This is a genomic window from Bradyrhizobium sp. MI1.11, from assembly GCF_055811255.1.
The window spans coordinates 93,590-107,855 of sequence record NZ_JBVVPM010000026.1 but is presented as its reverse complement, the minus strand read 5'-3'; the positions used below and the strand labels follow the sequence as shown (position 1 = coordinate 107,855).

Here is a 14,266-nt window from a genome sequence, read left to right as displayed (position 1 = left end):
CCGCGGTTGTCCATGCCCCCCACCGCCCCGCTAAAAAACAGCCCGTTTTAAAAAACCGCGGTGAACCGGGGTTCTCCCCGCAAAACCCCCGCGCGCCGGTTTTTGGCGGGGCGCGCTGTCGTGCGTTTTTTCGTCTGCCGTCGTTGCGAGGAGCTCTTGCGACGAAGCAATCCAGGCTGTCACCGCGGATGCATTTCTGGATTGCTTCGCTTCGCTCGCAATGACGGAGAATATCCCTAGTTTCCCTTCACCAGCGGGCAGCCGCCCTTGTCGAGCGGGCGGAAGGCCTCGTCGCCGGGCACGGTGGCGATCAGCTTGTAGAGGTCCCACTCGCCCTTGGAGTCCTCGGGCTTCTTGACCTCGAACAGATACATGTCGTGGACCATGCGGCCATCGATGCGGATCTTGCCGTTCTTGGCGAAGAAGTCGTTGACCGGCGTTTTGCGCATCTGCTCCATCACCTTCGGTGCCTCGTCGGACTTGATGGCGTCGATCGCCTTCAAATAATGCATGGTCGCCGAATAGAGCCCCGCCTGGATCATGGTCGGCATGTGGCCGACCTTCTCGTTGAAGCGCTTGGAGAACGCGCGCGTCTCCTCGTTGGTGTCCCAGTAGAACGCGTCGGTGATGATCAGGCCTTGCGTCGACTTGATGCCGAGCGAATGAACGTCGGTGATCTCCATGAGCAACGCGATCATCTTCTGGCCGCCCTGCGTCAGGCCGAATTCGGCCGCCTGTTTCAGGGCGTTAGTGGTGTCGCCGCCGGCATTGGCCAACGCGACCACCTTGGCCTTTGAGGCCTGGGCCTGGAGCAGGAACGAGGAGAAGTCCGACGAGTTGAGCGGATGGCGGACTTCGCCGAGCACCTTGCCGCCGCTCTCCTTGACGACGTTGGCGGCGTCGCGTTGCAGCGCCATGCCGAAGGCGTAGTCGGCGGTGACGAAGAACCAGCTGTCCTCCCCGCGCTTGACCATGGCCTTGCCGGCGACGTTCGACAGCGCATAGGTGTCGTAGGTCCAGTGCACCGTGTTGGGCGAGCAGGCGACGCCCGTGATATCGGATGAGCCGCCGCCGGAATTGATGTGGATCTTGTTCTTCTCGCGCGTCAGCGCCGAGATCGGCAGCGCCACCGACGAGGTCGGCACGTCGAAGATCGCGTCGACCTTGTCGTTGTCGTACCAGTTGCGCGCGATGTTGACGCCGACGTCGGGCTTGTTCTGGTGATCGGCGGAGACCACTGCGACAGGCTTGCCCGCGACCTTGGCGCCGTAATCGGCGACCGCCATCTCCACGGCGGCAAGCGAACCCTTGCCGGTTGCGTCCGCATAGAGGCTCGACATATCCGTGAGCACGCCGATCTTGACGACGTCGTCGGAAATCTGCGCCTGCGCGGCGCCTGACGTGGCGGCGAGCGCGAGACCGGCCGCGACAGCGGCGATGAGTTTTTGCATTTTGTTTTCTCCCTTGCGTGTTGTTTGGGCGTTGTTGCGGGCACGTTCTAGCGACAAACGGACGCGGGAGCAAAGCCCGGGATGCGAGATGAGGGTTGAGAAATAAGCAGGGCGCGGCGGTGTTTTTGCCCTCTCGCCTTGTGGGCGAGGGTAGCTCGCCGCGCTAGCGGCGAGACGGGTGAGGGGTTCTCTCCGCGAGTCTCACTGTAATCGAAGGTGCGGAGAGAGACCCCTCATCCGGCGCTTCGCGCCACCTTCTCCCGCAAGGGGAGAAGGAAGAAGCTCACGCGCCGCCCCTCAGCCGTTCGTTGCGTCGGCGCAAGCCTTCCAGAGTCGCGAGCAGGATCACCGAGACCGTTGTCAGAATCACCGCCGCTGCCGTGATGGTCGGGCTGATGTTCTCGCGGATTCCGCTGAACATCTCGCGGGGCAGGGTGCGCTGTTCCGGACCTGCCATGAACAGCACGATCACCACCTCATCGAAGCTGGTCGCGAAGGCGAACAGGGCCCCCGATGCCACGCCGGGCAGGATCAGCGGCAGGATCACGCGGCGGAACGCCTCAAGCGGCGAGGCGCCGAGCGAGGCGGCGGCGCGCGCCAGATTGGTGTCGAAGCTTTGCAGCGTCGCACCGACCGTGATCACCACAAAGGGCGTCGCCAGCGCGGTGTGAGCCAGGATCAAGCCGAGATAACTGCCGGTCAGTCCGATCGGCGCGAAGAAGAAATAGAGACCAACCGCGGTGATGACTCCGGGCACGACGACCGGCGACAGCACGAAGGCCAGCACGAGCGGCTTGAACCGGCTCTTCCACTGCGCCAGCCCCAGCGCCGCCAGCGTGCCGAGCACCATCGACAGCAAGGTCGAGGCCACACCGATGATCATGCTGTTCTTCAGCGAATTCATCCAGCGCGGCGAATTGATGAAGTCGTCGTACCAGCGCAGGGAGAGGCCCGGCAGCGGATAGGTGAGGTACGAGCCCGAGCTGAAGGACAGCGGCATGATCGCAAGGATCGGCGCGATCAGGAAGATGAACACCAGCGTGGAGATAACGATGGTCGCGGTCCACGCGATACGCTGGCTCGGCGTGCGGATGGAGGAATTGTCGCTCAATTCTTCATCCCTCCCGTCACCTGCTGTCCCTGCACCAGCTTTCCGTAGACGAGCGCGAGCAGAATAGTGGCGAGCAGCAGCACCGCACCCAGTGCCGAAGCAAGACCCCAATTGGCCGTCTCGGTCGTGTAGAGCGCGATGAAGTAGCTGATCATTTGATCGGCGGCGCCCCCGACGAGGGCCGGGGTGATGTAATAGCCGAGCGCCAGGATGAAGACGAGCAGGCTTCCCGCGCCGATGCCGGGCAGCGTCTGAGGCAGGTAGATCCGCAGAAAGGCGGTGAGCGGCGGCGCGCCGAGCGAGGCGGCGGCGCGCATGTAAGCAGGCGAGATCGCCTTCATGCTGCTGTACAGCGGCAGGATCATGAACGGCAGCAGGACGTGGGTCATGGCCACGCAGACACCGAAGCGGTTGTAGATCAGGCGCAACGGCGCGTCGATGATGCCAAGCCAGAGCAGGCTGTCGTTCACGACGCCTTTGCTCTGCAGCAGCACGATCCAGGCGCAGGTGCGGACCAGCAGAGACGTCCAGAACGGCAGCAGGACGAAGATCATCAGCAGGTTCGACCGGCCGGGCGGCAGCGCCGCCAGCAAGTAAGCGACCGGGAAGCCGAGGATCAGGCACAGCACCGTGACACTGAGGCTGATGAGAAAGGTGCGGACGAAAACGTCGCGGTAGATGGCCTGATCCGGCGGGGCTGCGACGATCGTGCCGTCCGCGTTCCGCGTCAGATCGAGCGCCGACAAAAGATAGAAGCCGGTCATGGGACCACTGGCGTCCTTGATCGTGGTCTAGGTGGCGCGTTCGCGCCAGGCCGGGTTGATCTTGCCCAGCGTCTCCCTCGCCGTGCCGGGGTCGGGCACGGTCTTCAGATTGCGTGCGGTGCTGGTCAGGATCGTACGGAACCCGTTCAGCGCGTAATTGAGCCGCTTGGCCGCAATCGCAATGGTGCCGGAAGCGCGCGCCGCCATGATGTCGCCTGCCAGCGCCGCGTAGGCCTTTTCGTCCGGCAGATCCCTGCCGTCCCAACTGGCGAGAGCCGCGATGGTCTGAGGCAGAACCAGACGCACCTCCCGGTCATCGACGGCACGCCACAGCATGCCGGCGATGGGCCCAGCGAAGGTGAAGAGCAGGAAGACGAGAAGCGGCAGAATGAGTGCCAGCGCCTTGGTCTGGCGCGCGCGCTCCGCCTGCTTCAGCCGGCGCTTGAGCGGCACCTTGGCCAACGCGTCGGCGCCGATTGAGGAGGCTGCCGTCATCGGGAGCCCCATTGTGACTGGACATCTCTCGTCATTTTGGCTGTGGCAATCGCGTGCGGCCTTTCGGAGCGATCTGAGCAAGCGCCTCGTCCCTCGAGACGACCGCGGAGCCTGTCATCGGGCCGCGCTTTGCGCGGACCCGGTGGCGGTCTCCTCAGGATGAGGCTCTCCGAAGTCGCTGCTGCGCACGTCCTCATCCTGAGGAGCCCGCCTAAGGCGGGCGTCTCGAAGGATGGCCGCGACGAAACTGCTGTCAATGCGCGCCGCACGCCGGTTCGGCCGCGCGCTATTTCGCTGCCCATTTGTTGAAGCGCTCGGTCAGGCGGTCGATGTTCTCGAGCCAGAAGGCAACGTTGATTTCGACCGCGTTCTTGATGTTGTCAGGTGCTGTCGGCAAATCCTTCAGAACGGCAGGCGCGAGCAGAGCGGCTGCGTCCTTGTTCGAGGTGCCATAAGCAATGTTCTCCGACAGTTTCGACTGGTTCTCCGCCTTGCCGACGAAGTCCAGGAACTTGTAGGCCGCGTCCTTGTTCGGGCTGCCTTTCAGGATCACCCAGGTGTCGATGGTGAAGAGCGCGCCGTCCCACACCATGCCGAAATTCTTCTTCTCGTTCTTGTTCGCGGTGTCGATGCGGCCATTGTAGACCGAGGTCATCGCCACCTCGCCGGAGGCGAGCAATTGCGGCGGCTGAGCACCGGCCTTCCACCACACGATGTCGCCCTTGATGGTGTCCAGCTTCTTGAACGCGCGCTCGACGCCTTCGTCGGTCGCCAGCACCTTGTAGACGTCCTTTGGCGCGACGCCGTCGGCCATGAGGGCGATCTCGAGCGTGGTCTTCGGGCCCTGACGCAAGGCGCGCTTGCCCGGAATCTTTTTGGTGTCGAAGAAGTCGGTCCAGCCTTTGGGAGCCTCCTTCAGCTTGTCCTTGTCGTAGCCGAGAACGAAATCGTAGAGGATGGCGCCGACGCCGCAAGCGTTGACTGACGGTGGGATATAGGCGGCCTCGCCGCCGATCTTCGAATAGTCGAGCTTTTCGAACAGGCCTTCCTCGCAGCCAACCGCCAGTTCGTCGCTCTCGACCTGCACGACGTCCCAGGTGGCGGCACCACCCTGCACCTTGGCGCGCAACACGCCGACGCCGCCGTCCCAGGACTCGTCGTTCATCGCAACACCGGTCGCTTTCTTGAACGGCTCGAAATAGACCTTCTTCTGGGCATCCTGATACGCGCCGCCCCACGACACGACGGTGAGGTCACGCGCCTGCGCGACCGTGGCCAGCGCCGCGCTGGCGGCGAATGCCGCGGCGAACCCCAGTACAATCTTGCGCTTCAGCATGGTCTTTGTTCCTTCTTCTTCACGTGACTTGCGTTGAGCTTGGTCGATGTAGGTCCGCCCGCGTTGGAGCGTTGCTGCATGGTTGGATCAGACGGGATCGAGGGCGAGGCAGTCCTCCGGGCGGAAGGTGATGAACACGTCATCGCCAGGTCTCAGGCTGCCAGCTGTAAGGCTGCCAGCTCTCAGGCTGTCATGCGTCCCCGGCTGAAGCTTGACCATAAACTCCCTGTTGTCGGCGACGTCGAGCACGGCCAGCGCGTGGTCGCCGAGATAGATGGTGTTCTGCACCTTGGCCGGCAGTCGGTTCGGTTCGTCGCTGGAGGTGCCATTCGGGATAATAGCGATCCGCTCCGGCCGCACCGACAGCGAGGTCGATGCGCCCGCGCCTGATACGTTGACCGCTCGTGCGGTCACGGCGCCGCCGCCAGCCAGCGCAACGCGGCAATAATCTTTCTCGACCGTCTCGACGGTGCCGGCCAGCACATTGTTCTCGCCGATGAAATGGGCGACGAAGCTGTTCACCGGATGCTCATACAGCCTGTCGGGCTTGTCGATCTGCTGCACGATGCCGTCGTTGAATACGGCGATGCGGTCCGACATGGTGAGCGCTTCACTTTGATCGTGGGTGACGTAGACGACGGTGATGCCCATCGTCTCGTGCAGTTGCTTGATCTCCAGTTGCATCTGCTCCCGCAGGCGCTTGTCCAGGGCGCCCAGGGGTTCGTCCATCAGCACGAGTTGCGGATTGAAAACCAGGGCGCGGGCCAGCGCCACGCGTTGCTGCTGACCGCCGGACAGCTGTCCGGGCCGGCGCTGTGCCAGGTTTTCCATCTTGATCATGCGCAATGCCGCTTTGACACGATCCTGCGCTTCGGCCTTGTTCGTGCTGCGGACGGATAGCGGGAAGGCGATATTCTCCGCAATCGTCAGGTGCGGAAACAAGGCGTAGTTCTGGAACACCATGCCGATGTCGCGCTTGTGCGGCGGCACATTCTTGATCGGCCGGTCCGCGAGGTAGATCTCGCCATGGGTCGGAACCTCGAAACCCGCCAGCATCATCAGGGTGGTCGTCTTGCCCGAGCCCGACGGACCGAGCAGGGTGACGAACTCGCCCTTCCTGATGTCGAGATCGAGGTTCTTCACCACGAGGTGCTCGCCATCGTAGGTCTTCTGAATGCCGGAAAAGCGCACCAGTGCCGGCGCAGGCGTGACCATGCCGGCTTCCATGTCGTCCTCGCGTTATCAGCCACAGTGCTGTCGGCACCTCGTCCGAGTGTGCGAGGAACAGCTTAGCATCCTCCGACCAGAATGCCAGCGGCGCAAGTAACGACGCGCACGGACCCGTCGAGGAAAGGCGCGCGCTACATTCCCGACAGTTTCGTCACAGACACATTCAGCGATCCGCCAGCTTCCGCGATCACGCGCAGCGTCTTGGAGTCAAAGGCGATGTCGGCCAGCGTCAGGCTGTCGATCTTCGCCTCGACCTTGACGCCGTCCTCGCTCTTCTGGAAATCGGCGATCGCGGCTGCGATCTTCTCGCGTGCATTGGCGGCAATCGGCTTCAGATCGATTGTCGCTTTCTGCACCAGCGCCTGCTGCATCTGCGGCACCACCGCGCGCGCCGCGGCACCCAGCAGGCCGAAGGCCGCCTCGGACTCCACCGCGAGCTGGATGTCGGCGAGCCGCAGCGTCTGCTGCGCCTGGTCGAGCATCGGCCGGCCCCAGATGTGCACGGTCGCTTCGGCGCCGAGACCAAGCCAGCTCTTCTTCTCCTTGGCGCGCACCAGCAGCGAGATCAGGAGGCGCTCGCCCGACGGGATCACGTTGACGCTTTTCACAGTGACGTCCACGGGACCGGAGCCATCCTCGGGATAGGTATGGCCGACCATCTGCGCCGCGATCAGCTTGTTGATCTCGGTGAAGGGCACGTCGATGGGTACGCCGATGTTCACGCCGGTGCCGGTCGGCGGCACGATCGAGATCTTGTCGGGGAACGGGCAGTCGGGCTTGGTCGGCGTGGAGGTGACGCGCGTCTCCGCTTCCAGGCCCATCAGCAGCGTCACGGCCTGCGCGTCGACGCGCGGCTGCGCGGCGATGGCGCGGATCGGCTTCATCTCCAGCCAGAGCGGCGGCAGCGCGGCCGAGGAGCCCGAGCCCTGCAGCGGGATCGAGCGGCAGGCCTTGGCCCATTGCAGCTTCGCGTTCTCCCGCAAGGTCGGATCGTTGCGCATGCGTTCGGAGACGGCGTTGATTTGTTCGCCGACGGTCTTGTCGATCAGCGGCTTTACCTGCGCAGGTACGTTGACCTTGGCGCCGGAGATGTTGAGGTTGGTATCGCCAAGATTGACCTGGGCGCCGAGATTGGGCTCGAGATGCCAGTTGGCCGCGAGCTTCGGCCGCGAGGTGACGACGACGTCGCCCTTGATCTCGGCGCTGGCGTTCAGATTCTTGATGTTGACCGCGCCGATCTGTTTCGCGGCATTGCCGCCGAGCACGCTGCCGAGCGCCTCGCCGAGCGCGCCGGTGGCTTTCGACGACAGCGAGCCCGTCACATTCAGCTTGCCCGTGAGCGGCGTCGAGATCGTCAGCACGTCCTTGTCGCCGACAGCCGACATCGGCCCGCGCACGGCGGACCAGCCGATGTCGCCGTTCTCCAGGATTTGCGAGATCGGGTTCTCGGCCTTGCCGGCGAAATTGCGCGGAGCGGCCTTCTCGGCCTGCTCGCGGATCGCCGACAGCGCGATGGCGACCGGCGCCACCACGATCGAGCTCTTCGAGACCGGCGGCAGCGGCGGCAATTGCGCGACCGGCGGCGCGGAATTCGTCGCCCGCGGCGACAGCCAGTCCATCGCCTTGAGGCTGATGAAAAACGACGCCGCGAGCACCGCGACGGCGATCAGGACAGTTTTCAAGTTCAGCGTCAGTCGCATCAATCCCCCAGGCCGCCCCAGGGCAGAAGTCTACAGGGCAGGCGAGGAGGGCGCTAGAGCCCACCGATGGGGTGGAATTGGGGCAAACATATTAACGGCTGCGAACGCGCAATTGTCGCGCATTCGTCATGGCGCACCCTAGCTGCGCTTCGGACGGCGCACCGCTCTCACATTGCCGCGATCTCCGCCACCGCAGAAGAAGCGGTCGCCGCCATCGGACTCCAATCCTGACACCATCGTCCCGGCGGGCAGGTCGAGCTGCTCCAGCACCTTGCCCGTATCAGGGTCGATCCGCCTGATGTCGCTGTCCTCGCCTTCCCAGGTGCCGTGCCAGAGCTCGCCCTCGACCCAGGTCACGCCGGTGACGAAGCGCTTGCTTTCGATGGTGCGGAGAATTTTTCCCGTCTGGGGATCGACCTGATGGATCTTGCGTTCCCGATACTGCCCGACCCAGAGCGAGCCCTCGGCCCAGGCCAGTCCGGAATCGCCGCCGCCGCCAGGTGCAGGGATGGTGGCGAGCACCTTGCCGGTCGCAGCGTCAATCTTCTGGATGCGGTCCTCGGCGATCTGGAACAGGTGGCGGCCGTCGAACGCCGTTCCCGCATGCGCAGCGACATCGATGGAGCGGGTGATCTTGCCATCGGCCGGGTCGACTGCGTTCAATTTGTCGCCGGATGCGAACCACATATGGCTGCCGTCATAGGTGACGCCGTGCACGGCTTCGACGCCAGCATAGGGCCCGTATTCCCTGACGATCTCGGCGGCTGAACGTTTCATCTGCTCGGTCCCTGTGGTGTGAATCCCACTTTACGTCTTCAGGAGCGGTCCGGGGAGTAACAAGCCTGTCGGGAAACCCGGCACGGGCGGCGTCATCCAGCGCCGCGCCCGTCCGTGTCCGAAGGACTGTACCTTGTTCGATCGCGCCAGCTCTTCGAGGGCCCGTTGCACGGTGCGCGCGCTCGTTCCCAGCGCCAGCGCGAGCGCCGAGCTCGACCAGGGCTCGCCGTCGGAGAGGAAGGCGAGCACGGCGGCGTGCTTTTCCTCGACGGGCCGTGCGAGGACGAGAACCTGCCGCGTGTTGCGCGGCGTCAGCGCAAAACCTTGCCTGGTCGCGCTGACATCGGCGAGAGGCTTGAGTTTTGCGCGGAGCCGTCCGATTTCGACGCGCAGCCGGGCGCGATGCGATTCGTCGACGTGCCTTGCCTGAAACGCGCCCGTGATCAACGTTTCCCGCGAGACGTCCGCGGGCCAGGCCTGCGCCAGGATGCGGGCCAGCGCGAACAGCACCGGCCGCGTTCCGAGCGGCACGAGGATGCCCTGCCTGCGAACCGCGTGATGGAACGTGTCCACCACGAGCGCCTCCGATGTCGCGAGGTCCTCGACCTCCTCGAGCAGTAACGGCCGTTCGTGCCCGCGCGTGATCAGGCGCGCTGCGGGCGTGTCGAGCACGCGGCTCGTGCTTTCGACCTCGGCTGCAAGCGCTGCAATGCCGGCCTGCCGTGCTGCGCTCGCCGCGCGGCCGAGCGCCGCGCGCGCGTCCTTCGTTCGGAGCCGCCGGATGGCGATGCCGGCGATCACGAGCTCGCGGGCGACCTGCGCGGCCGGGGGCAGCGGCGTGGTGTTGATCTCGGCCAGCGTGCGCTCGGCCTCTTCGAGGCGCCCGAGAAGGAGAAGTCGGCGCGCCTCGATGTGACCCGCATGGGCGGCGTTGGCGAGGTCACCGTGGCTTGCGAGCGTCGCGCGCGCCGCCGCGAGCGTGTTGGCCGGCCAATTCAGGTCGCGCGAGACGAGTGCGATCTCGGCTTCCGCGACCACGCACCTGGCGCGCGCGACCGCCTCTCTCGGGCCGAAGGCGCGTGCGGCGCTGCGCAGCAACGTCTTCGCCTTGGCGAGATCGCCGAGCTGCGCCATCGCGATGCCGCGCAGCGCCAGCGAAGGTGCATCGTTGCGCAGCGCAACGCGGTTCAGCGCGCCGAGCGGATCGCCGGCTTCGAGCGCGCGCGCCGCGGCCGTGATCAGCGACTCCATTCAAATCCCGCCACACTTGTTACTCCCACCACGCAACCGTCCGGTGCGAGAGATCGTTGACGGCCGACAATGTGCGGCGAGGGGCGAGCGGTTCCGCATCTTGCATAGCGAGATACGGAACGGCCGCCTGGGAAAGGTTGGAGAGCCATGATGACATCAGCTGACAACGCAGGAAATAACGGACAAGCCGCCATGCAAACACCGCCGGTGGTGTCGCCGCAGGACTGGGAGGCCGCCCGTCAGCAACTGCTCGTGAAGGAAAAGGCGCAAACCCGTGCCCGCGACGCCCTGGCCGCCGAGCGCCGGCGCATGCCGTGGATGGAAGTCACCAAAACCTATGCGTTCGAGGGGCCCAGCGGCAAGGTCAGTCTGCACGACCTGTTCCAGGGCCGGCGGCAGCTGATCGTCTACCGCGCCTTCTTCGAGCCGGGCGTGTTCGGCTGGCCCGATCATGCCTGCCGGGGTTGCTCCATGGTCGCCGACCAGGTCGCCCATGTCGCGCATCTCAATGCCCGCGACACCACGCTGGTGTTCGCCTCGCGCGCGCCGCAGGGCGATATCATCAGGCTGAAGCAGCGGATGGGCTGGACCATGCCATGGGTCACCGTCACCGACAGTTTCGATGCGGATTTCGGCGTCGACGAATGGCACGGGACCAACGTGTTCTTCCGCGACGGGACGCGCATTTTCCGCACCTATTTCGTCAAGAGCCGCGGCGACGAGCAGATGGGTGGCACCTGGAATTACCTCGACATCACGCCGCTGGGACGGCAGGAGGTCTGGGAGGATTCACCGAAGGGCTATCCGCAAACGCTAACCTACAAATGGTGGAACTGGCACGACAGCTACACCGAAGGTGCGGCACCCGACAAGAAATGGGTCGAGATCTCGACCGCCGGCGAGAAAGCTTTTCGTGAAGAGGCGGCTGAAGGACGTGACTAGTCCCGTCAGCGCAACTGCCGGCGCGAGCCGCAACGGCGTGGTGGCCGCGCGCCACCTCGCCAGATGGCTCGGGCTGGCGGCCACGCCGACCTTCGCGATCATGGCCGTGCTGACGGCCATGGTCGATGGCCCGGCGGACATGCTGTGCGGCTCCGGACATGGGGCGATGCTCGGCGGGATGGTGCCGATGTATCTGCTGATGAGCGCGTTTCATTCGGCGGCGTGGCTGAGGCTGATTGCGGAGCGGTGGAGGGCGGTTGGTCGTTAAGACGGCCGCCGCGTCACCGCGGCCGCGTCGCTTCCGTCGAAGAACATGGCCATCAGGGTCTCATCGTAATATCGGCCATTGTATTTCAGCGCCTTCATCCCGCGGCCGTATTCGACAAATCCTGCGGCCACGTAGAGCCGCAACGCGGCCTCGTTGTCGCTGACGACGACGAGATGAAGCTGCTCGACGCGCTTTGCGGCATGCGCCGCGACCGCGTTGACGAGGAGCCTCCCTGTGCCGGACTTCCGTGCCCGCGACCGCACATACATGCCCCAGAGCACCCCCTTGTGTGCGGTCTTCGCGCCGTCCTCCCGGCGGAAGCCGGCGGTCCCCACGAGCTCGCCCGCGATGAACGCGCCGAACACGTCCGATATCGCGAGGCGCTCCTCGAACCATGCGAGTGGCTTGTCTTGTTCGCGTTCAAGCGTGCTGGTGAAAGCCTCGGGATTGCTCGCGAGCGCCTCCAGCCGGACGGGGCGGTAGAGCGCGGCGTCGGCTGGTGTCAGCAGTCTGATCATGGTTATGCGAGATGTGCCAGCGGCAGGGGTGCGCCGGCCTTGAGCGTCTGGAGTGCGATGCTGCTGCGAACCTCTCGCACGATGGACAGGTTGAGCAGCTTGTCGACGAGAAAGCGCTGGTAGTCCTCGAGCTCGGGCACGACGATTTCGAGGAGGTAGTCAGCTTCACCGGAGACGAGGTGACAGGCAACGACCTCGGGCATGGCAACGACTGTCCTTTCGAAGCTCAGCGCCTGGTCGTTGGCATGGCCGTTGATCTTGACGCCGAGAAAGGCCGAGAAGCCGAGCCCGAGGCGGCCGCGCCGGAGGGAGGCGCGGTAACCGTCGATATAGCCGTCGCGCTCCAGCCGTCGCACCCGTCGCAGGCAGGGTGACGGGGACAATCCGACCTTGTCTGCCAGTTCGATGTTGCTCAGTCGCGCGTTGGTCTGGAGTTCGGTGACGATGCGCCGGTCGATCGCATCCAGCTCGCATTTTGGCATGAACCGCATCCCGTTTGATCAAGAAGGGCGCAATGTTGCGCCGGAGGCTTCGAGATTAGCCTAGTTCGCAAGGACACGCCTCGGCTTTCCGTGGGATGGATTGCTCCGACTTTGCTGCTGATGGAGCGAGCCATGACCGAGAGCCCGAACCTTGCGCCTCTGCTGGAGGCCGTCGAACGCTACTTTGTGCTGATGTACGACAATGACGTTTCGCAATTCGACCGCGTCTTTGCACCGACTGCGCAACTCCATGGATTTCGCGACGCCGAATTGCGGATCCTGCCCGTTCGCGACTACAGGACGATGCTGGCGTCGACTGCGTCGCCCGAATCGAAGAATGCCCCGCGCCTTCAGGAGATATTGCTGGTCGATCTGGCGTCGTCAGCGCAAGCCATGGTGAAAGTTAGCATTCGGATCGATGTCCTCCAATACGTTGACTATCTGGCGTACCACTGCATCAATGGGACCTGGCTGATTACCGCGAAATCGTTCCACGTGGAGCGACGGTATGAGCCGGCGGATACGTAGCGCCACCGCGATCCTATTGGCTGCCCATCGCCTCCAGATAGGCAATCACCTTCGCCGCTTCCTCCGCCGAGACGCCGCCATAGGGCTGCATCTTGTTGCCGGATACGACTTCGTCCGGCTTGACCATGAAGCGGATGAGTTTGTCCTTGTCCCAGACGAAGCCGGCTTCTTTCATCGACGCGGAATAGTTGTAGTTCGGCAGCGAGCCGGCCTTGCGTCCGACGACTTTATTGAGGTTGGGGCCTAGACGATTGTCGCCCTCTTTCACCGAGTGGCAGGTTCGGCAGGAATTGTTGAAGGCCTGCTGGGCTGCGTCGTCGCTCGCCGGCTGTTGTGCGAGCGAAGCGGGCGCGGTCAGCAGCAGTGCCACTGCGCCAGCTCCGACGATCGCGCGCAGCCAAGTGCCTTGCGGCGTTTGCGGATTTGATTGCACTCGCGCCTCCATCGGGGATCGCGTCGCAGCACGCGCGCGCTTGGGGATGCCGAGGGCAAACGAAAACGGCCCCGGTGGGTTCCGGGGCCGTTTGCGTCACAATGTCCTGTCGCTTACCGCGTCGCGGCTCCGAGATCCGCGCGGCGTTCCGTCATCGGCAGCACGATGACCTTGGTGCCGACGTTGACGCGGGAGTAGAGGTCCGCGACATCGTCATTGGTCAGGCGGATGCAGCCGGAGGAGACGTGCTTGCCGATGGTGTCGGGCGCGTTGGTGCCGTGGATGCGGTAGATGGTGCCGCCAAGATACATGGCGCGGGCGCCGAGCGGATTGCCGGGGCCGCCGGCCATGTGGCGCGGCAGATAGGGCTGGCGGGCGATCATCTCCGGCGGCGGGGTCCAATCCGGCCACTCGGCCTTCTTGGTCACCGACTGGGTGCCGGACCAGGTGAAGCCGTCGCGGCCGACGCCGATGCCGTAGCGTATCGCCTGGCCGTTGCCGAGCACCAGATAGAGGTAGGTGTTGGGTGTATCGATGATGATGGTGCCGGGCGCCTCACGCGTTGCGTAGGAGACGGTCTGGCGACGGAAGCGGGCCGGCGTTTCGACGGCGTCCTGATCTTCGGACGGCGCGGCCTGATAGGGTGTGGCTTGATAAGGCTGGTATGGCGCCGCGATCGGCGGCAGCGGCTGGAAGAAGGGGAAGAGCTGCACAGGCGCGGCCTTGGCCGGGCCGGCGAACGCGATCGCGGTGACAGCCACTGCGCCAAACGCAACGGCGCGCGAATAAGTCTTCAACGTCTCCGGATTGATCATTGGTCGCCCCTGTTTGCGCGGTGTTTCTTGGTCACCCGGCACCGTTTCGGTGCTCTGTTGCGGAAATCACTAACGGAAAGAAGTTTCGGGACGTTTGCGCGGAAAGCCGAAAACGGCTTCATGGCGGCAAGGATTGTTTCATGACGGTTTCGTGGCTGCGCGGAC

Annotated in this window: 14 protein-coding genes and 1 pseudogene; 3 read left to right on the top strand and 12 right to left on the bottom strand. The window is 64.5% G+C overall.

The window, feature by feature from the left end; genetic code table 11:
• Positions 1 to 236 precede the first annotated feature (236 nt).
• From AC0L30_RS24600 to AC0L30_RS24565, 8 genes and pseudogenes are all read right to left on the bottom strand, one after another.
• Entirely contained in the window at positions 237 to 1,451 is a 1,215-nt protein-coding gene (locus tag AC0L30_RS24600; protein WP_473405388.1) for an ABC transporter substrate-binding protein, read from the bottom strand.
• Between the two features lie 283 nt (positions 1,452 to 1,734).
• On the bottom strand, positions 1,735 to 2,562 hold the full coding sequence (locus AC0L30_RS24595) for an ABC transporter permease (protein WP_473405387.1): 828 nt from the start codon (positions 2,560 to 2,562) through the stop codon (positions 1,735 to 1,737).
• A pseudogene (locus AC0L30_RS24590) lies at positions 2,559 to 3,821 on the bottom strand (ABC transporter permease). Before AC0L30_RS24590 ends, AC0L30_RS24595 begins: the two are co-directional and overlap by 4 nt.
• Before the next feature lie 286 nt (positions 3,822 to 4,107).
• The gene (locus tag AC0L30_RS24585; RefSeq protein ID WP_007600792.1) at positions 4,108 to 5,157 is read right to left on the bottom strand and encodes an ABC transporter substrate-binding protein; all 1,050 of its coding nucleotides are present in this window, start codon (positions 5,155 to 5,157) and stop codon (positions 4,108 to 4,110) included.
• 87 nt (positions 5,158 to 5,244) lie between these two features.
• The gene (locus AC0L30_RS24580) at positions 5,245 to 6,384 is read right to left on the bottom strand and encodes an ABC transporter ATP-binding protein (protein WP_007600793.1); all 1,140 of its coding nucleotides are present in this window, start codon (positions 6,382 to 6,384) and stop codon (positions 5,245 to 5,247) included.
• Positions 6,385 to 6,518: 134 nt separating this feature from the next.
• The gene (locus tag AC0L30_RS24575; RefSeq protein WP_473405386.1) at positions 6,519 to 8,087 is read right to left on the bottom strand and encodes a DUF4403 family protein; all 1,569 of its coding nucleotides are present in this window, start codon (positions 8,085 to 8,087) and stop codon (positions 6,519 to 6,521) included.
• A 138-nt stretch (positions 8,088 to 8,225) separates the two neighbouring features.
• Entirely contained in the window at positions 8,226 to 8,864 is a 639-nt protein-coding gene (locus tag AC0L30_RS24570) for a Vgb family protein (RefSeq protein ID WP_007600795.1), read from the bottom strand.
• 30 nt (positions 8,865 to 8,894) lie between these two features.
• Positions 8,895 to 10,115, bottom strand: a complete 1,221-nt coding sequence (locus AC0L30_RS24565; protein WP_473405385.1) for a helix-turn-helix domain-containing protein — start codon at positions 10,113 to 10,115, stop codon at positions 8,895 to 8,897.
• 147 nt (positions 10,116 to 10,262) lie between these two features.
• Here AC0L30_RS24565 and AC0L30_RS24560 point away from each other — a divergent pair, with 147 nt between their 5' ends.
• The gene (locus AC0L30_RS24560) at positions 10,263 to 11,057 is read left to right on the top strand and encodes a DUF899 domain-containing protein (protein ID WP_473405384.1); all 795 of its coding nucleotides are present in this window, start codon (positions 10,263 to 10,265) and stop codon (positions 11,055 to 11,057) included.
• Entirely contained in the window at positions 11,050 to 11,325 is a 276-nt protein-coding gene (locus tag AC0L30_RS24555; protein ID WP_473405383.1) for a hypothetical protein, read from the top strand. The genes AC0L30_RS24560 and AC0L30_RS24555 overlap by 8 nt, the downstream gene beginning before the upstream one ends.
• On the opposite strand, the gene AC0L30_RS24550 is transcribed toward AC0L30_RS24555, so the two are convergent.
• Together AC0L30_RS24550 and AC0L30_RS24545 are read right to left on the bottom strand one after the other, a co-directional pair.
• Complete coding sequence (locus tag AC0L30_RS24550) at positions 11,322 to 11,843, bottom strand: GNAT family N-acetyltransferase (protein WP_007600799.1); 522 nt, start codon at positions 11,841 to 11,843, stop codon at positions 11,322 to 11,324. The two genes, AC0L30_RS24555 and AC0L30_RS24550, sit on opposite strands and share 4 nt — an antisense overlap.
• 2 nt (positions 11,844 to 11,845) lie before the next feature.
• Complete coding sequence (locus AC0L30_RS24545; protein WP_354170863.1) at positions 11,846 to 12,325, bottom strand: Lrp/AsnC family transcriptional regulator; 480 nt, start codon at positions 12,323 to 12,325, stop codon at positions 11,846 to 11,848.
• A 132-nt stretch (positions 12,326 to 12,457) separates the two neighbouring features.
• On the opposite strand from AC0L30_RS24545, the gene AC0L30_RS24540 reads away from it, so the two are divergent.
• Positions 12,458 to 12,853 carry a nuclear transport factor 2 family protein gene (locus AC0L30_RS24540; protein WP_354201104.1) on the top strand — a complete coding sequence of 132 codons (396 nt, stop codon included), beginning with the start codon at positions 12,458 to 12,460 and terminating at the stop codon, positions 12,851 to 12,853.
• Positions 12,854 to 12,866: 13 nt separating this feature from the next.
• Here AC0L30_RS24540 and AC0L30_RS24535 read toward each other — a convergent pair whose 3' ends face one another.
• Complete coding sequence (locus tag AC0L30_RS24535) at positions 12,867 to 13,298, bottom strand: c-type cytochrome (protein WP_473405382.1); 432 nt, start codon at positions 13,296 to 13,298, stop codon at positions 12,867 to 12,869.
• 101 nt (positions 13,299 to 13,399) lie between these two features.
• Complete coding sequence (locus tag AC0L30_RS24530) at positions 13,400 to 14,101, bottom strand: L,D-transpeptidase (RefSeq protein WP_007600803.1); 702 nt, start codon at positions 14,099 to 14,101, stop codon at positions 13,400 to 13,402.
• Between the last annotated feature and the right edge of the window lie 165 nt (positions 14,102 to 14,266).